This window comes from Halioglobus japonicus (assembly GCF_001983995.1).
In the GTDB taxonomy this organism is placed as follows: domain Bacteria; phylum Pseudomonadota; class Gammaproteobacteria; order Pseudomonadales; family Halieaceae; genus Halioglobus; species Halioglobus japonicus.
The window spans coordinates 2527393-2544116 of record NZ_CP019450.1 but is presented as its reverse complement, the minus strand read 5'-3'; the positions used below and the strand labels follow the sequence as shown (position 1 = coordinate 2544116).

The following is a 16724-nucleotide window of genomic DNA, read 5'->3' as shown; positions in this document are numbered from 1 at the left end:
GGCTGTCTGACTAGCGTAGCGCAGCCAGCCCCGGTGAGCCGACTGCACGACAGGCATCAGGCGCGCTTATTGAAATAGTCGCGGGTCAGCTTGAACACCAGCGGCCCGAGCAGCAGCAAGGCGACCAGGTTGGGAATCGCCATAAAGGCGTTGAGTGTATCGGCTATCAACCACACCAGGTCCAGCTGCACCACGGTGCCTAGCGGGATGGCGACAACCCACAAGATCCGAAACGGCACAATACCGCGGGTACCCACCAGGAACACCACACAGCGCTCGCCGTAGAACGACCAGCCAATCATGGTCGTAAATGCAAACAGGCACAGGCCCAGTGTGACGATGTACTCGCCACCCGGGAAGGCATTGCCAAAGGCCAACGACGTGAGGCTGGCACCGGAGATGCCCGTGGGCAGCACGTCCATGATGACGATGACCAGACCGGTCATGGTGCACACAATCAGGGTATCGATAAAGGTTCCCAGCATGGCAATCATGCCCTGCTCCACTGGCTGATCTGTCTTGGCCGCTGCATGAGCAATCGGCGCGCTACCCAGGCCAGCCTCGTTGGAGAAGATCCCCCGCGCCACACCAAAGCGCAGCGCTGCCCAGACGGTTGCGCCTGCGAAACCGCCCGCGGCCGCTGAGCCAGTCAGCGCGCTATCAACGATAGTGGCGATAGCAGCAGGCACCGCCGTGATGTTGAGCAGTATCACCACGAGGCTAAGCATGATGTAGGCAAGTGCCATCATGGGCACTAACAGGCTCGCCACACTGGATATCCGTTTGATCCCGCCAAGCACGACGGCCCGACCAGCACCATAAGTACCAGACCGGTGGCCAGTGGCGGCACGCTAAAAGCATCGTGTAATACCTGGGAGACAGAGTTCGACTGCACGGTGTTGGCAATACCAAAGCCCGCCAGGGAGCCAAACAGGGCAAATGCGTAGGCCAGCCAGTGCCAGCGTTTGTGCAGGCCGTTCTTGATGTAGTACATCGGGCCGCCACTGAAATTGCCTTTGTCATCCTGCTCGCGGAAATGCACGGCGCACACCGCCTCGGCAAATTTGGTCGCCATGCCCACCAGCGCGGTAATCCACATCCAGAACAGCGCCCCGGCCCGCCGAGGGCGACGGCCGTGGCCACGCCGGCAATGTTGCCGGTGCCTATCGTGGCTGACAGCGACGTCATCAAAGCACTGAACGGTGAAATATCGCCCTTGCCGTCGCCCTTGCGACCGGACAGTAACAGGCGCACGCCAGAGGGGATTTTGCGAATCGTGGCAAACTTCAGGCCAGCGCTGAGGTACAGGCCCGTACCCAGCAGCAGCACCAGAGTCACAGGCCCCCATGCCCACCCATTAACGGTATTAATCAGGTCTACCATGTGTGCAAAATCCTTTTATTCAAAAGACGAAAGTTTACCAGCGGAACCCTTCCCCTTGGGGGAACAGACCAAAAATTCCGCCTGTATGCATGAATACGATATCTTGACAGCCGGCGAAGCGGCCCGCCTGTATTTCCTGCACCATGCCGTGGAAAGCCTTGCCAGTATAGACCGGGTCCAGGGCCAGACCCTCCAGGGCCGCGAGTTCGGCAATGGTATCAAATACTGCCTCGCTAGCCCGACCATAGCCCTCTCCGACATGGCCATCGAGCACAAGTGTGGTGTAGTCCACGCGCGGGGCATCGGGATAGAGCGCATACCAATGCGCGATATCCTGGTCGACTTTATCGAGAAAATACTGCTCGTCATCACAGACATTGACACCCCAGATCTGGGCATCCAGCTGGTGTAATGCCGCACCCAGGGTGAGGCCTGCCTGGGTGCCGCCAGAACCTGTCGCGCTCACAATATGCGCCTGCCCAATCTCGGCAGCGGCAAAGTCTGACCGCAATTCCTCGCAGGCGGCAATATAGCCCCAAAGACCAATACCGTCACTGCCGCCAGTAGGAATCGCCAGCGCCTTGCGCCCTTGGGATGCGTAGTGCTGTTGCCAATGCTCAAACAGGGACTCGAGCCCGGTGACATATTCGCGCACGGGATAACAGCTGACCGCGGCGCCCGCCAGGTAATCGAGCAATAAATTGCCCTGACGAGGACCCTCATCGGTACCACGCAGAATGAGATGAACCTGCATACCAAGCTGCGCACCGGCAAATGCCGTGGCCCGGCAGTGATTACTCTGGATACCACCACAGGTGATTAGCGTGTCGTAGCCGTGATCCTGAGCATAGGCGGTGATGTATTCGAGCTTGCGAACCTTATTGCCGCTTAGGGTACTGCCGGTAAGGTCGTCGCGTTTAACCCACAAACGATGGCCACTGCCCCAGCGCTCACTGGCGCGGTGCATGGGAACAAGCGGCGTAGGAATCTGGGCCAGGTCATTTTTGCGCGGATAGTTCAGCAATGGCCTGGCCCGGAGAGTATCAGCTGATGGACTTCAGCGTGCCCTTGGGCAGCACGGCGTGCACATGGATACGCTGGAACTTCATTTCCACATTATTGGCCACATTCAGCACCATGTAGTTGTCATCCAGCGAGGTCACCTTGCCGAGAATGCCCGAGCTGGTAACGACCTCATCGCCCTTAGAGAGCGCACCGACCATTTCCGCGTGCTCTTTCTGGCGCTTGCGCTGGGGCCGGATAGCAATGAAGTAGAAGAGAACGAACAGCAGTACAAGAAAGCCGATCTGGAACAACTCGCCACCGGCGGGAGGCTGACCGCCCGCCGTCTGGGCGTGGGCGCTGGCAATAAACAAACTCATGCAAAAAATTCCTGTTTTCATGGTGCTCCCTGCGGGAGCGTGAGGCCGCGCTAATGTAACCGGTTTCCGCATCCCCCGCAATGAAGTGCGTTCAGCCTTTAATGTCGAAGTCATACTCCATGATTTGCGGCGCGTGGTCTGAAAAACGCTCGTCCTTGTAAATATCCGCGGAAAGCACTTTATCACCCAGCTTCGGGGTAATGACCTGGTAGTCCAGGCGCCAACCCACATTATTCGCCCAGGCCTGGCCACGGTTCGACCACCAGGTGTACTGGTCGGAATCCTGGTTGATCAGCCGGAACGAATCGATATAGCCCACCTCGTCATAGAGTGTATCCAGCCAGGCGCGTTCGTGGGGCAGAAAGCCGGAATTCTTCTGGTTACTCTTCCAGTTTCTGAGGTCGATTTCGCGGTGGCAGATATTCCAGTCGGCGCAGATCACAAACTCGCGGCGCTTGCGACGCAGCACTTTGAGATGGTCGAGGAATAGCTCCAGGAAACGATCCTTCTTGGCCTGCACCGCCTCACTGCTGGAACCGGAGGGCATGTACAGGGAAATAACACTGAGGCCGTCGTAGTCAGCTTGCAGATAGCGCCCTTCGGAGTCAGCCGGGTCCCAACCGAGGCTTGATATGACCTTACGCGGCTTCACGCGGCTATAAATAGCAGTGCCGCTATAGCCTTTTTTAATCGCATCGTTGTAATAGCAATGATAGCCCTGCGGATGAAACACCGGATCTTCCAGCTGATCCACCTGGGCCTTGGTCTCCTGAATACAGACCACATCCGCATCCTGCTTGGGCAGCCAGTCGAAAAAACCCTTGCGCGCAGCAGCGCGAATCCCGTTGGTATTTACAGTAATAATCTTGGCCAAAATTCGACTCCCTCAGGTAAGGCGCCGAAGTGTAACGCGCCATCTGACGAGTATCCAATTTTGTGGCGAATTGCGTACTTTGTTAGACCTGCAAGCCTATCCAAATGGTCAGCTTGCGCTAGAATATCCGGTCAATTATAAGTACAGGGGCCGGACGCCCCACTCAGGAGTTCACTGTGAGCAAGTCCACGGCTGAGGCCAACAAGGATATCGCCTATCGCCTCTCCAACAATCTGGCGCGGTTGTTGCGCGAATTCAGCAAGGACTTTGAGCGACGCATATGGCGACAACTCAACGAGCAGGGATACCCGGAAATCCGCCCCGCGCACGTCCAGGTGTTCGCCAACCTCGGTATGGGCTCAGTGCGTGTGTCGGATCTCGCTGAGCGAGCACAGGTGACGCAGCAAGCCATGGGAAAAATGCTCAAGGAGCTGGAGAGACTGGATTTTATCGCCCGCGACATCGACAGCGCCGACAAGCGTGCCAAAGAGATTCGCCTCACCGATAAGGGCATCCAACTGGCGGTCGACAGCATGAAAATTGTGGATGAGGTGTACGCCCACTACCGCGAGCGTGTCGGCGCCGAGGAACTCACCGCGCTGGAAACTCAGCTACGCCACGTGGTGGACAAACTGGAGCTGGAATACCTGCCCGAATCCTGGACCGCCGAACAGGACTAGAGGTTCATAAAGTCCGGGGCGTTAAATACCCAGCTTTTCTCCTCGCGCCGGCTGCAAATGCGCCACCCCGCCTCGGTGCGCCGATACTCATCGACGTACCAGACACCGATAAAGTAGGTTTGCGTCTCGCTCTCAGAAAGCCGCATTTCCATAGGGTTAAAGCACATAACACGGCCTTGACCGGTGTCGCCGTCCACACGAATCTGGAGATTGGCATTGAGGTGCTGCGAATTGGGGAACAGCTCGCGGGTCAGCGATGCCTTGAGAAACTCAAGCGTGATGTCCAGGTCGCCCACGCTGCCACCGACTGCGGAATAGTCGATCTGCGCATCTGCCGTGAAAACACTGTTTCGCAGCTCATCAATCTGTTGTTTATCGATAAGATCCGCGTAGTGATAGAGAAGGTCCTGGATCTCAAAGCGATCAGAAATTTCTTGCTGGGAGAGCATTATTTGTCCTTTGTTCAGTCGTCGATTCGCATGGAATAGGCCCGCTCATGCAGGCGCTGTGCCAGCGCCTCCAATTCAGCGGGATCGCCGGGTACGCGCGAGTGAATGTTCAGCTCTGTACTTTTCCAGCGGGGGATGACATGCATATGGTAGTGGAACACACTCTGCCCGGCAGAATCTCCGTTGAGCTGGTAAATGCCCACACCATCGCAGCCCAGCTCCTCGCGCAGCGTGTGGGCGATGAGTGTGGATACATGCCCCACCATCCCCACAGCCTCCGGCGTCGCTTCAAAGATGTCAGTGAAGTGTTCCTTGGTCACGATCAGACAGTGCCCGGGATCAGCGGGAAAGATATCCAGAAAGGTTTTCGTGTACCGGGTTTCATGCACCGGGTAACAGGGCGCCTCGCCGCTGAGAATCTTGCAGAAAATACAATCGTCACTCATACGGCCAGGGCCTCCGCTGGTGTTAGCCGTTTGCCACCTCGAACTTGATGGGCATGGATTTAATGCCACTGATAAAGTTGGAGCGCAGCCACTGAATCTCGCCATCCATCTGAGGATTGCGAATACGACGGGTAATTTCCTCGAAAATCACCCGCAATTCAAGCCGTGCAAGGTGTGATCCCAGGCAAAAATGCTGGCCAATCCCAAACGCACGGTGCTCGTTGCGCACGTCTTCACGCTGGTTACGAGTGATATCAAAGGTATCCGGGTCGTTGAACACTGCCTCGTCGGAACAAGCCGATCCATAGTACAAGTGCACCCGGTCGCCCTTCTTGATCTGCGCGCCCGCCAGCTCCAGGTCTTCCATGGCCGTACGATTGAAGGCAATGACCGCCGGGTTGTAGCGCAAGAACTCCTCGATGGCGTCATCGATGAGCGAGGGATCGTCAACCAGTGCCTGGTATTGTGCCGGGTGTTCCATCAACAAACGCATACCGTGGCTGGTAACTGTCCGGGTGGTTTCATTCCCCGCCACAATCAGCATCAGGAAAAAGTTGCAGAAGTCTTCCTCGCTGAGAGGTTCATCTTCCACGGTGCCACTTAACAGTACATTGACGATGTCGTTTTGTGGATTAGCCTTGTGATCGGCGGCGATCTCCATAGCCATCATGAACATCTCGGCGGCGGCATTAACGCCGTCTTCCTTGGAGGTCGAAAGATCCGGGTCGTCCATGCCGAGCATGATATTGGTCAGTTCGAACAGGCGCTGGCGCTTCTCGAGAGGCACACCCATGAGTTCACAGATTGCCACCAGGGGCAGATCCACCGCGACGTCCTGCACAAATTCACACTTCCCGTCCGCAATGGCCGCTTCAACCAGCTCCCGAGCAATCTCACGGAAACGAGCCTCATAGCTATCGACCATTTTGGGAGTGAACGCTTTGCGCACAATCCGGCGGTACTTGAGATGCTGGGGCGGGTCCATATTGATGAGCTGGGTGCGCACCATGGCGAGTTCGTCACCTTCCATTTCATTGAGCAGGCAGGATCGCTCTGCAGAGGAAAACAACATGGGGTTCTTGGAAACGTAATCGAGCTCCTGCTGGCGGCTGACCACCCAGTAACCGCTGGCACCGTCTTCACCTTCGTGCCAGTACACAGGCTCGTCGCTGCGTAGGTAGCGAAAGACCTCGCGAGGCAGGCCTCCCTGAAATGTCTCGGGGTTTGTGAGGTTAATATGAGGGCAACCGGTCACGACAGTACTCCTTTTTAGTTATCCGCTGTGAGCTACAGGCTAATAGTAATTAGTCTAAATCAAAGATCAATGGGTAGAGGTGTCCAGAGCGGCCGTTTGCAATGGGCAAAGTCTTCTCGTCGGGCACAGTAGAACCGCGATATCACTTTAAATATCGCGCCTAAATATCTGTTTTAATGGTTAAACCTGAACAGGAAGCTCGGTATCCGCCTGGTGCTGGCGTTTGCGCAGGCGCATCGGCAGTGTGTCATCCACCGCCAGATAGCGATAACGACCTTCATCATCGACACTGCGCTCCAGCTGACCGCGGTGATAGAGATAATTGAGATGCGCAATACACTCTCCGAGGGCGAGCCCGATCTGGCTGTCACTTAACTCCCGCTTGAACAGCACTGGCAGCAATTCGACAGCCGTCTGCGCGATGTCGGAGCAGGCTTCTTCCAGCGCGAGCAAGTGGTCTTCATGGTGCTCGATCAGGTAGCGCAGGCGATGATGCAAACCATAGAACGGCAAATTGTGTGCGGGCAGCACAAGGACATCATCCGGCAACACCTGGAGGAACCGCTCGTGGGACTGCAGCCATTCGCGCAGCGGATTCCCCTCGGGCTCAATACCGGAAACACTGATATTGGAGGTGATACGCGGGATAACTTGGTCACCCGAGATAAGGACATTGAGGGATTCGCCATACAGGCAGGCGTGTTCCGGGGAGTGGCCACTACCAACCACGACGCGCCAGCGCTGACCGTTAATCGTCAGCCGTGTGCCCTCTTCCAGACGACGATATGAGGTGGGCAGGGAACGGGTAATGTGCCCGGCACCGCCCATGCTCTTGCGCGCGGCATCGGCGCCAACTTGCCCTCTTCCGGCCCGAATCTGATGCTGTTCATTCGTCCAGCCGAAGTGCTCCGAGGTGGCTCGGGTATACACGAGGCCAGTGAGATATTCGCCCTGGGTACAGTAGAAAGGCACCTGCCAGCGATCGCACAGCCAACCCGCCATGCCGGTATGATCGGGATGCCAGTGCGTGGCAACCACCGCCTTAACCGGCTTGTCGCCCAGCTGGTTGGCAAAAATCTGCTCCCAGATTTCTTCGGTGGGCCCCAGGGCTATGCCGGAATCAATAATCCACCACCCGTCCTCGTCTTCCAACAGGTAGAGATTGATGTGATCCAGAGCCAGTGGCAGCGGCATGCGCAGCCAATAAACACCGGGGGCGACTTCGCACAGCTCGCCATGCTCGGGCGCGGCCTCAAACGGGTAACTCAGCACGGGTCGTAACTCAGAGACCGAGTTCCTGGATAAGCGCCATGACGTCATCGTGATGGGTTTTGGTCTTCACCTTGTCCATAACGTGCTTCAGCCTGCCGTCCTTGCCAATAATAAATGTGGTGCGCAGTACACCCATGAACTCGCGACCCATGAATTTCTTGAGCCCCCAGGCGCCGTATTTTTCGGTAATGGCATGATCTTCATCCGACAGCAGTGTGAAATTGAGATCCTGCTTATCGATAAAACGCCCCAATCGGGCCACAGGATCAGGACTCACGCCCAGTACCACCGTATCGAGCTTTGCCAGCGCCTTCTTGCTGTCGCGAATACCACAGGCCTGGACTGTACAGCCCGGGGTCATGGCCTTGGGGTAGAAATACAACACGACGTTCTTTTCATCGCGAAATTGCTTAAGACTGACCTTGTTGCCGTCCTGGTCCAACAGGGTGAACGCCGGCGCCATGTTGCCGATTTTAGGAAATGCCATGAATTACTCCTTGTTACGGCGCTTGTATTCGATAGCCGACACGCGCACCGGAAAGCGGCCCTCGGCCACATCTTGAAAATACTCTCGAAGGGTTTCCTTCACCGCGGGAAAAGCGATTTCATCCCAGGGAATTTCAGCCTCGCTATACAGTGCCGACTCCAGGCTCTCCGGACCCACGCCAAACGCGCCGTCATCGATCTCACAGCGGTAAAACATATAGACCTGACTGATGTAGGGCACATCAAAAACGCGGTAGAGCTCAAGCCCACTGACACGTGCCCGGGCCTCTTCCCAGGTTTCCCTGGCGGCGCCCTCGGGGGTAGTCTCACCGTTTTCCATGAAGCCTGCTGGCAGCGTCCAGTAGCCATAGCGCGGTTCAATGGCGCGTTTGCAGAGCAGCACCTTGTCCTGATAGACCGGCACACAGCCTACGATTACGCGCGGATTAACATAATGGATTGTTTCACAGTTGACACAGACAAAGCGCTCGCGGTCGTCCCCTTCGGGGATCTTCAGCGCTACCTTGCTGCCACAACTGGTACAGAAATTCATAATATTGACCGTCCCTGGGCCATTAGCTTCGATAAACGCCGAGGAGTATAGAGCTTATCCGCAGTGGGGGCGAGGTATCAGCGAATTTCCGCGTAGCGCCCGGCGTGGAACAACAGTGGCTCTCCGGTTGGCCGGCTTACGACGTCTTCGACCTTACCGACAATGATCAGGTGATCGCCGCCTTCGTGCGTCTGGTGGAGTGTGCATTCAAAGCTGACTAGCGCGCCACGCAGAATCGGTGCCCCGTTACGGCCCATACAATAGTGCGCCTCATCCATCAGGTGGTCGCCTTTTTTGGCGTATTGATTAGACAGCCCTTCCTGGTCCAGCGCCAGGACATTGATCGCAAAGCTACCCGGATTGGCGAAGGTGTCATACATGTCGGAGTTGTTCTGCAGGCTCCAAAGTACCAGTGCCGGATCCAGCGATACTGACGAAAACGAATTGGCGGTCATGCCTACCGCCCTGCCCTGTGCATCCAGTGCCGTCACCACGGTCACTCCGGTTGCAAAGCGCCCCAGTGCATTTCTCAGTTCTCGTCCGTCCAGGCTCATCCCCTGCTCCTTAATATCGGTATTGTGTAATCAAAGTCACTATTGGAACGCAGTCGCCGCCCAACCGCATCCCCTGTTTCGGTTACCAGCGCCCTGCCCGGGCACTATCGGACGCACGTGCCTCAACCCAGGTCGCCCCATCGGGACCCAGCTCCCGTTTCCAGAACGGGGCTCTGGTCTTCAAATAATCCATGGCAAATTCGCAGGCCGCAAACGAGGCTTCACGGTGTGCCGAACTAATACCCACCCACACTATTTGCTCCCCAGGCATCAGTTTGCCCACCCGGTGTACCACACTCGCCGACATCACTGGCCAGCGCTTACAGGACTGCTCGAGAATGTCGCGAATGCTTTTTTCTGTCATACCTGGATAGTGTTCGAGCTCCATGGAGTACACATCCCTGGCAACATTCTCTGCGCGCACATAGCCGGTAAATGTCGCGACAGCACCCTCCGCATTGGCGCCGGCCAACAAGTCACGCTGCAGCTGGCGGACATCAAAGTCGTCAGTTTGGACTGACACACTCAAGTGAGGCACGCCATTACCCCCGGTTACCGGTGGAAAGAAGGCTACTTCATCGCCTTCGGCCAGCTCGGGATTGCCATCGACAACCTCGTGATTAATCGCGCGAATCATGTTTTCTTCCGTCAGCACGTCGCCCCAGCTGGGGCCACCTTCCTCAATCAGCGCCTGCTGCAACGCATCCAGATCGAGACCCGACGTAAACGGCACCGCTTGCTCTGCACAATCGAGGGATTCACGCACGCGACCAAAGAAAAGCACTTTAATCATGCTGTCGGATCCAGTCGCCGGATTTACCGCCCTGCTTCTCCTGGAGGCAAACGCTATCGATGATCATGGCCTTGTCGACGGCTTTACACATGTCGTATATCGTCAATGCCGCGACTGAGACTGCCGTCAGGGCTTCCATTTCCACCCCGGTTTTACCGGACACCTTGCAGCGCCCTTCGATATTCACTGCGCCTGCGGCTTCGTCGAGTTCAAAGCTGACCTCGACAGCGTTCAACATCAATGGATGGCACAGCGGAATCAGATCGGCACATTTCTTCGCTGCCTGGATACCGGCGATGCGCGCAACTGCGAGTACATCTCCCTTGGCAAAACTGTTGTCGCGCAACAGGCCCAACGTCTCGGCAGACATCAGCACGCGGCCGCTGGCAACGGCCACCCGCTGGGTCTCGCGCTTGTCCCCCACATCTACCATGTGAGCGGCACCCTGATCATTGATGTGGGTAAGATTTGCCATAATTAATCCAGAATCGAGCCGACGGCAGAGTCTACCAGCCCCTTGAGCATTTAGACCATGCAATTTGGCCTCGAAATACTTATAACTTTGAGCGCGTATCGCATACAGTGACATTTATCAAAAGGAGCACCGAACATGGCAAAAATCTCTCTAGGACTTAACCTCGGCTACTGGGGTGCATTGTGCCCCGGCGAAAACCACACCGTTATGGCTCAGGAGGCCGAGCGCCTCGGCTACGATTCAGTTTGGATGGCCGAGAGCTGGGGCAACGACTGCTTTACGCCTCTGGCGTGGATTGGTGCCCAGACTTCAACCATTCGTCTGGGCACGTCGATCGCCCAGCTCTCCGCGCGCACGCCCGCGGCCTGCGCCATGGCAACCCTGGCAATTGATGCTTTGTCTGGTGGCCGATTTAGCCTCGGTCTGGGTGTTTCCGGCCCGCAGGTGGTTGAAGGCTGGTATGGCCAGCCCTACTCGAAGCCTGTCACCCGCACCCGCGAGTATGTCGACATTGTCCGTAAGATTCTTGCGCGCGAAGCGCCCGTGACCAGCGATGGCGAGTTCTATCCGCTCCCCTATGATGGACCTGGTTCCTGGGGCATGGGCAAACCGCTGAAACCGATTACCCACCCGATTCGCAAGGACGTACCGATTTTCATTGGCGCTGAGGGCCCGAAGAACGTCACCCAGACCGCCGAAATTGCCGACGGCTGGCTGCCCCTGTACTACTCGCCCTATCGCCAGGATGTCTACGCCGATCAGCTGACCGCGGCTAAGCCGGGCTTTGAAATCTGCCCCACGGTGTTGGTGAACATCAACGACGATATGGAACAGGCCCTGTATCCGGTTAAAGCCATGCTCGGCTTCTACATCGGCGGTATGGGCTCAGCCAAGCGCAATTTCCACAAAGAACTGATGGCGAGAATGGGCTTTCCAGATGAGGCTGACGAGGTTCAGCGCCTGTTCCTGGAAGGTAAGCGAGACGAAGCCATCGCCGCTGTCCCGGACCAGTTCGCCGACGACATTTCCCTGGCCGGCCCGAAAGACCGGATCAAGGAGCGACTGGTGGACTGGGAAAACTCCCCGGTGACCACCATGCTCGTAAACGGCGATGTGAACTTCCTGCGCGAGATGGCCGAACTCGCACTCTAACGCGCCTCAGAGCGCCGCCTGAATACGCCCCAGTTGCTGACTGTAGGGATATTCGGTGGCGCTCCAACCCAGCCGCACTACCACCGCGTTGTGCTCAGGCAGCATCATGACAACCTGGCCGCGATTACCCATCATGGCGTAAGCGCCGGGCTCCAGTGCGGGCCAGCGAGGCTCCTTGGTACCGCGATTAAGCCAGAACTGGTAGCCATAGCGAGGATCATTGCTGCTGCTGTTAGGCGCCGTGGCTCTGGCCACCCAGCCCGCGGGCAATAATTGTTGATCGCCCAGCCTGCCATCATCCAGCATCAGCTGCCCCAGGCGCGCCCAATCCCGCGCAGGTGCGTACAGGTAGGAACTGCCCACAAAAATACCCGAGGGGTCCATTTCAAAGGTAGTCCCTGCCAGCCCCAGAGGCCCGGCCAGTTGCGTTGACCAGAAATCAATAGCAGCCTGGGGGGCTGCCCCCAATTGGAGTTGGGCATAGCGCGCCAGAAGATTGGTGGTGCCCGAGGAATAAGCGAAATGGCTTGCCGGGGGATGCTCCTGCGGCTGAGCCAGGGGAACAGCCGACGCGTCGACCACCGTAAATAGCATGCGAGTGGCGTCAGAACCCGGCCCATAAACCTCCTCAAAGGCGAGGCCGGAAGACATCTGCAGGAGATTGAGCAAGGTAATGTCGCGCCGCTCGTCGTCGCGCCACTCGGGAAAGAGGTTTGCGGATGAGGTCGCCGCCAGCCCCAGCGCTTCCATTCTAGCCAGCATCATCGCGGTCACGCTCTTGGCCATGGACCACCCCAGCAGCGGCGTTGCCGCGCTAATGCCATCACGGTAGGCCTCGGCCACCAGCTCGCCATCACGCAGCACATAGAGCGCACGGGTATCCAGGCCTGCAACGTTGTCCTCGGCCATAACCGCATCCACAATAGACTGCAGTTGCGTATCAACGGCCTGCTTCGGCCCTTCAGTAGCTGCTATAACAGGGACGGCAAGAGCGTCGCGATCAATCATACCCGGTAGCTCAAGCGCACACCCGAGACCGGGAATATACCGGGCCCGCGTAACACTCATACCGTTAATATCCGCCTCTACCGTTGTCGCATCAATGCGTCGCAAAGAAATCGCTTTGGCCGCCGGTGAATAGCTCGCCAGGTCATCGAGGATTTCATCGTCACTGAAGCCGGACAGATGTATTCCAGAGCACCCAAGTTTGGCCGTCATGCCCGTACCCATGGTCATGGCCTCGCCAAGGCCGAGCGGGCTTATGTCCAAACGATGCAGAGCAATGAGTGGCAATGCGATGAGTACCAGGGCAATAACGAGAATTTTTTTCACGGTCAAATTCCAGGCAATAAAAAAGGAGCCGAATAGGCTCCTTCAGGATATGGCGGTGAGGGAGGGATTTGAACCCTCGAACGGTTTCCCGTTACACACTTTCCAGGCGTGCGCCTTCGACCACTCGGCCACCTCACCGTTGAGGGCGCGCATCATAACACAAGCCGTGGCAGTTTCCAGTCCCTGGCAAACGAAATTTTGGGCTACTGGCGGTTGAGCCTCGGCAGGGGCTGAGCGCCGGCTTCAGTGCTGCGAAACGGGTTGATATCCATACCGCCGCGGCGGGTGTAAAACGCCTGTATTTGTAGCCGCTGCGGCCGGCAATGGGCCAGAATGTCGATGAACATACGCTCAACACACTGCTCGTGAAATTCCTGGTGATTGCGATACGCCACGATGTACTCAAGCAGCGCTGTGCGATCCAGAGTTGGCCCTGTATAGTCGATCCAGACGGTCGCCCAGTCGGGCTGTCCGGTGACTGGGCACAGTGAACGCAGCAAGTGGCTGTAGAGACGTTCTTCAATGACGCACTGCCCCACCTTCAATCGGGTCGGATCGGGTTCGCCGGCGACCACGTCAATCGGGGCATCATCAATACAGCTGCCCTCAAGGCTTGTACCGGCAAGCGCGTGGTTATCGGGACCCAGAAGCTCCAGATAAACGCGGGCACCAGCGGCTGCGCTGACATCGCGCACTATCACTTCACACACGGCCTCCTCAGACGCGTAGCGGGTACTGTTGAGCGAATTCAGGTAAAGCTTGAAGGACTTCGATTCCACCAGGTTAGGCGATTCACAGGGAATCCTGAACTTGCCCACCCGGACCTGGGGCACACCGCGATCGTTTAGCCAGGAAACCTCGTAAGCATGCCAGATATCCGCACCGTGGAACGGCAACGGGGTGGCCACGCCAATCGCCGCCCTGCCCTGGCTGCGCGGTATCGGGAAAAGTAATTCGGGGCTGTAGGTATCGACAACTGGCGTGGTCTTGCCCAACAACAGGCCTTCCAATTCATCAGCCATCGGTCACTGCCTCAAGCGCTTGCCAGTGTTCAACAAGTGCATGCAGTAGACAAATGCCAGCACTGTGAACACCGCGATCATTCCAAAAGCGAATCCAACACTCACATCAGAGACTCCAAGCACGCCATAGCGGAATGCATTAACCACATACACCAACGGGTTCAGCTTGGACACATTTGCCCAGAACTCAGGCAACAGGTCCATCGAGTAAAACACGCCCCCCAGATACGTCAGGGGTGTGAGTACGAACGTGGGAACAATCGAAATATCATCGAAGCTGTTTGCATACACTGCATTGATAAACCCGGCCAGCGCGAACAAGGTCGAGGTCATTAACACGATGGCAATCACGATCGAAACACTGTGAATCTGCATGCCGGTGAAGAAGAACGAAACGATCGTGACCACCAGCGCCACGAGCAAACCACGGGTTACACCGCCCACGACATAGCCCATGAGAATAATGTAGTTGGGCGTGGGGGATACCAGTAGCTCTTCGACGCTGTGATTAAACTTGGAACCGAAAAATGATGAGACCACATTGGCATAGGAGTTGGTGACAATCGCCATCATAATCAGGCCGGGCACCACAAACTGCATGTAGCTGAACCCACCCATATCGCCGATACGCGAACCGATGAGTGAGCCAAAAATAACAAAATACAGCGACATGGTAATGGCCGAGGGCAGCAGTGTCTGCGTCCAAATGCGCATGTAGCGGCGCACTTCCTTGCGCAGGATAGTCATGAAAGCGCGATACTGTTCCTGTGCGTTCACGATGCAGCCTCCACAAGATTAACAAACATTTCTTCCAGTCTATTTGCTCGATTGCGCATACTGCTCACGTGAATACCCTGCTGATCGAGGGCGGCAAAGACGTCGTTAATGTGCTGCCCCTTCTCCACCTCTACCTCCATGCTGTGCAGGTCCATGCGCCTGACAACAAACCCTGGCACGTCCAATTGCTCGGGCAGGTCCTCCACGCTGTCGAGAATGAAGACCTCGCGATGCAGGCGCCTTAACAGTTCCTTGATCGAGGTGTTCTCTACGATCTCACCATGGTTAATGATACCGATGTGCCGACACAGGGCCTCCGCCTCTTCCAGGTAGTGTGTGGTCAGGATAATCGTCGTGCCCTCGGCATTAATTTTCTGCAGAAACTCCCACATCGCCCGGCGCATCTCGATATCGACGCCGGCGGTGGGTTCGTCGAGAATCAACAGTCGCGGCTCGTGCACCAGGGCGCGGGCAATCATCAGCCGGCGTTTCATCCCACCGGACAGATTGCGCGCCGCATCGTCGCGCTTTTCCCACAGGCCGAGCGCCTTAAGATACTTTTCAGCCCGCTCTGCAGACAGCGCACGCGACATGCCGTAGTAACCGCCCTGGTTAACGACAATATCCAGCACGCGTTCAAACATGTTGAAGTTGAATTCCTGGGGCACGATGCCGATGTACTTCTTCGCCGCCGCGAAATCACTATCGATATCTGCATCGAACACCTGCACGCGACCGCCGCTCTTGGCGACCAGAGAGCAGATAATACCGATGGTCGTAGACTTACCGGCCCGTTGGGGCCCAGCAAGGCATAGAAGTCGCCCTGCTCCACGGAAAGGCTCACGCCCTTTAGGGCCTCGAAGCCATTGCCGTAAACCTTCGAGAGGTTTTCGATGTAAAGTGCTGGTATCATGCGGGCTCAATGCGCTGTCAGAAAGGCGCGTTATTGTACCCGCATTCTTGTTGCCAGACGATAGACACCATGGACGATACTCAATACGCCACTTACTGCCGCGACCAGATGGCTCAGTTCGCCGCAACGCTTGAAAAGCGCACCGCCGATCTGGGTGAAAACGATAGCCTGAGGGAACTTGCCGCTGCTTTCACAGCGCTGGCGAACGGAGAGAGGGACCTGTACAGCGATGGTCCGGGGCTGGTGTCCCGCCTATTCACAACCTACCCTGATTTCGCGCCCACCCTGCCGCGCGACCTGCTGTGGTTTCTCGGCGGCGAATGCCTGCACTACATGCCCGATGAAGAAATCAATCGCTACCAGCAACTGGACGAGCTGCGCCATGAAGCCGCCGAGCAGGGCAAAGTGCTGGATATACAACAGGCTCGCGAAAGCCTGGGGCGCTTGCAGTAGCGCCAGGGCGATTTACTGCTTGCAGTACTTGCCGTCGGGATCGTCCTCCGGCTTGACGGTTACCGGCACACCCTCAGCGCCGGCATAGAACACCACGATTTCAGCTGGCCCCTCCAGAGCGATCCCCCTGTGTACGGTATTCATCACCTCTACCAGCGGATCGCCGGCCGTCAGCACGACACTCTTGCCTTCCACCGTATCAACGCGCACTTTGCCCTTGAGCATGTAGCCCATGGTAGGTACCGGATGACAGTGGAACGGAGGTTCCTGCCCCTCCTCAATACGCAAAATAATCGACGTGATTTCTGCCTGGCCATCCGGATAGGCGATCGCGCCGTCATCCCAGGAGGTGGTCGCCTTGAGAATGGGTTCGGCATGGCTAGCGCTGGCCGCCAGCAGCAGGCAGGTGAGCAATGTCTTTTTCATGATCTTCTCCTTGTTATTGTCGTAACTGCACGGGCCGATACACGTTT

19 protein-coding genes, 1 tRNA gene and 2 pseudogenes are annotated in these 16724 nt (G+C 56.9%); 3 read left to right on the top strand and 19 right to left on the bottom strand.

The genetic code is table 11. The features are described from left to right. Nucleotides 1-56 precede the first annotated feature (56 nt). The 4 genes and pseudogenes from BST95_RS12095 to BST95_RS12080 all read right to left on the bottom strand — a co-directional run bounded on the left by BST95_RS12095 (nt 57) and on the right by BST95_RS12080 (nt 3639). Nucleotides 57-1383: pseudogene (locus tag BST95_RS12095) on the bottom strand (alanine/glycine:cation symporter family protein). A 34-nt stretch (nt 1384-1417) separates the two neighbouring features. After that, nucleotides 1418-2407, bottom strand: a complete 990-nt coding sequence (locus tag BST95_RS12090; RefSeq protein ID WP_084199754.1) for a 1-aminocyclopropane-1-carboxylate deaminase/D-cysteine desulfhydrase — start codon at nt 2405-2407, stop codon at nt 1418-1420. A 19-nt stretch (nt 2408-2426) separates the two neighbouring features. After that, nucleotides 2427-2765, bottom strand: coding sequence for a preprotein translocase subunit YajC (gene yajC / locus BST95_RS12085; protein ID WP_066058896.1), 339 nt, complete (start codon nt 2763-2765; stop codon nt 2427-2429). A 91-nt stretch (nt 2766-2856) separates the two neighbouring features. Beyond that, a complete protein-coding gene (locus tag BST95_RS12080; protein WP_084199752.1) occupies nt 2857-3639 on the bottom strand; it encodes an exodeoxyribonuclease III in 783 nt (260 codons plus the stop codon). A gap of 176 nt (nt 3640-3815) precedes the next feature. Between BST95_RS12080 and BST95_RS12075 the strand changes: the two genes are divergently transcribed. Beyond that, nucleotides 3816-4319 carry a MarR family winged helix-turn-helix transcriptional regulator gene (locus BST95_RS12075; RefSeq protein WP_084199750.1) on the top strand — a complete coding sequence of 168 codons (504 nt, stop codon included), beginning with the start codon at nt 3816-3818 and terminating at the stop codon, nt 4317-4319. Here BST95_RS12075 and BST95_RS12070 read toward each other — a convergent pair. From BST95_RS12070 to moaC, 9 genes are all read right to left on the bottom strand, one after another. Beyond that, on the bottom strand, nt 4316-4768 hold the full coding sequence (locus BST95_RS12070; protein ID WP_084199748.1) for a nuclear transport factor 2 family protein: 453 nt from the start codon (nt 4766-4768) through the stop codon (nt 4316-4318). The genes BST95_RS12075 and BST95_RS12070 overlap by 4 nt on opposite strands. 14 nt (nt 4769-4782) lie before the next feature. Beyond that, nucleotides 4783-5214 carry an HIT family protein gene (locus tag BST95_RS12065; RefSeq protein ID WP_084199746.1) on the bottom strand — a complete coding sequence of 144 codons (432 nt, stop codon included), beginning with the start codon at nt 5212-5214 and terminating at the stop codon, nt 4783-4785. A 22-nt stretch (nt 5215-5236) separates the two neighbouring features. Further along, on the bottom strand, nt 5237-6469 hold the full coding sequence (locus BST95_RS12060) for a cytochrome P450 (RefSeq protein ID WP_084199744.1): 1233 nt from the start codon (nt 6467-6469) through the stop codon (nt 5237-5239). 180 nt (nt 6470-6649) lie between these two features. Continuing rightward, complete coding sequence (locus tag BST95_RS12055; protein ID WP_169843927.1) at nt 6650-7741, bottom strand: MBL fold metallo-hydrolase; 1092 nt, start codon at nt 7739-7741, stop codon at nt 6650-6652. Between the two features lie 10 nt (nt 7742-7751). Next, the gene (gene bcp, locus BST95_RS12050; RefSeq protein WP_084199740.1) at nt 7752-8228 is read right to left on the bottom strand and encodes a thioredoxin-dependent thiol peroxidase; all 477 of its coding nucleotides are present in this window, start codon (nt 8226-8228) and stop codon (nt 7752-7754) included. 3 nt (nt 8229-8231) lie between these two features. Next, the gene (locus BST95_RS12045; protein ID WP_084199738.1) at nt 8232-8780 is read right to left on the bottom strand and encodes an NUDIX hydrolase; all 549 of its coding nucleotides are present in this window, start codon (nt 8778-8780) and stop codon (nt 8232-8234) included. A 77-nt stretch (nt 8781-8857) separates the two neighbouring features. Then, entirely contained in the window at nt 8858-9334 is a 477-nt protein-coding gene (locus BST95_RS12040) for a flavin reductase family protein (RefSeq protein ID WP_084199736.1), read from the bottom strand. 82 nt (nt 9335-9416) lie between these two features. After that, the gene (gene moaE, locus BST95_RS12035; protein WP_084199734.1) at nt 9417-10127 is read right to left on the bottom strand and encodes a molybdopterin synthase catalytic subunit MoaE; all 711 of its coding nucleotides are present in this window, start codon (nt 10125-10127) and stop codon (nt 9417-9419) included. Next, nucleotides 10120-10602 (bottom strand): cyclic pyranopterin monophosphate synthase MoaC, encoded by a 483-nt coding sequence (moaC, locus tag BST95_RS12030; RefSeq protein WP_084199732.1) that lies wholly within the window; start codon nt 10600-10602, stop codon nt 10120-10122. Before moaC ends, moaE begins: the two co-directional genes overlap by 8 nt. Nucleotides 10603-10737: 135 nt before the next feature. On the opposite strand from moaC, the gene BST95_RS12025 reads away from it, so the two are divergent. Continuing rightward, the gene (locus BST95_RS12025; RefSeq protein ID WP_066058856.1) at nt 10738-11754 is read left to right on the top strand and encodes an LLM class F420-dependent oxidoreductase; all 1017 of its coding nucleotides are present in this window, start codon (nt 10738-10740) and stop codon (nt 11752-11754) included. A 6-nt stretch (nt 11755-11760) separates the two neighbouring features. On the opposite strand, the gene BST95_RS12020 is transcribed toward BST95_RS12025, so the two are convergent. The 5 genes and pseudogenes from BST95_RS12020 to BST95_RS12000 all read right to left on the bottom strand — a co-directional run bounded on the left by BST95_RS12020 (nt 11761) and on the right by BST95_RS12000 (nt 15798). Further along, nucleotides 11761-13086 (bottom strand): serine hydrolase domain-containing protein, encoded by a 1326-nt coding sequence (locus tag BST95_RS12020; protein ID WP_084199730.1) that lies wholly within the window; start codon nt 13084-13086, stop codon nt 11761-11763. Nucleotides 13087-13136: 50 nt separating this feature from the next. Further along, nucleotides 13137-13224: transfer RNA gene (locus BST95_RS12015), tRNA-Ser, on the bottom strand. Nucleotides 13225-13289: 65 nt separating this feature from the next. Next, nucleotides 13290-14108, bottom strand: a complete 819-nt coding sequence (gene queF, locus BST95_RS12010) for an NADPH-dependent 7-cyano-7-deazaguanine reductase QueF (protein WP_084199728.1) — start codon at nt 14106-14108, stop codon at nt 13290-13292. A gap of 3 nt (nt 14109-14111) precedes the next feature. Continuing rightward, nucleotides 14112-14885 carry an ABC transporter permease gene (locus BST95_RS12005; RefSeq protein ID WP_084199726.1) on the bottom strand — a complete coding sequence of 258 codons (774 nt, stop codon included), beginning with the start codon at nt 14883-14885 and terminating at the stop codon, nt 14112-14114. Continuing rightward, nucleotides 14882-15798, bottom strand: a pseudogene (locus BST95_RS12000) (ABC transporter ATP-binding protein). The gene BST95_RS12005 and the pseudogene BST95_RS12000 overlap by 4 nt, the downstream one beginning before the upstream one ends. A 69-nt stretch (nt 15799-15867) precedes the next feature. Between BST95_RS12000 and BST95_RS20145 the strand changes: the two are divergent. After that, on the top strand, nt 15868-16251 hold the full coding sequence (locus BST95_RS20145) for a PA2817 family protein (RefSeq protein ID WP_066058839.1): 384 nt from the start codon (nt 15868-15870) through the stop codon (nt 16249-16251). 12 nt (nt 16252-16263) lie between these two features. Here BST95_RS20145 and BST95_RS11990 read toward each other — a convergent pair whose 3' ends face one another. Beyond that, on the bottom strand, nt 16264-16677 hold the full coding sequence (locus BST95_RS11990; protein ID WP_066058836.1) for a cupin domain-containing protein: 414 nt from the start codon (nt 16675-16677) through the stop codon (nt 16264-16266). Between the last annotated feature and the right edge of the window lie 47 nt (nt 16678-16724).

Bases quoted from the DNA above. Each gene is read 5' to 3' on its own strand.
- yajC (WP_066058896.1), bottom strand. From the start codon at position 2,765: ATGAGTTTGTTTATTGCCAGCGCCCACGCCCAGACGGCGGGCGGTCAG.
- moaC (WP_084199732.1), bottom strand. From the start codon at position 10,602: ATGGCAAATCTTACCCACATCAATGATCAGGGTGCCGCTCACATGGTA.
- BST95_RS11990 (WP_066058836.1), bottom strand. From the start codon at position 16,677: ATGAAAAAGACATTGCTCACCTGCCTGCTGCTGGCGGCCAGCGCTAGC.
- bcp (WP_084199740.1), bottom strand. From the start codon at position 8,228: ATGGCATTTCCTAAAATCGGCAACATGGCGCCGGCGTTCACCCTGTTG.
- BST95_RS20145 (WP_066058839.1), top strand. From the start codon at position 15,868: ATGGACGATACTCAATACGCCACTTACTGCCGCGACCAGATGGCTCAG.
- queF (WP_084199728.1), bottom strand. From the start codon at position 14,108: ATGGCTGATGAATTGGAAGGCCTGTTGTTGGGCAAGACCACGCCAGTT.
- BST95_RS12040 (WP_084199736.1), bottom strand. From the start codon at position 9,334: ATGAGCCTGGACGGACGAGAACTGAGAAATGCACTGGGGCGCTTTGCA.
- BST95_RS12025 (WP_066058856.1), top strand. From the start codon at position 10,738: ATGGCAAAAATCTCTCTAGGACTTAACCTCGGCTACTGGGGTGCATTG.
- BST95_RS12070 (WP_084199748.1), bottom strand. From the start codon at position 4,768: ATGCTCTCCCAGCAAGAAATTTCTGATCGCTTTGAGATCCAGGACCTT.
- moaE (WP_084199734.1), bottom strand. From the start codon at position 10,127: ATGATTAAAGTGCTTTTCTTTGGTCGCGTGCGTGAATCCCTCGATTGT.
- BST95_RS12045 (WP_084199738.1), bottom strand. From the start codon at position 8,780: ATGAATTTCTGTACCAGTTGTGGCAGCAAGGTAGCGCTGAAGATCCCC.
- BST95_RS12065 (WP_084199746.1), bottom strand. From the start codon at position 5,214: ATGAGTGACGATTGTATTTTCTGCAAGATTCTCAGCGGCGAGGCGCCC.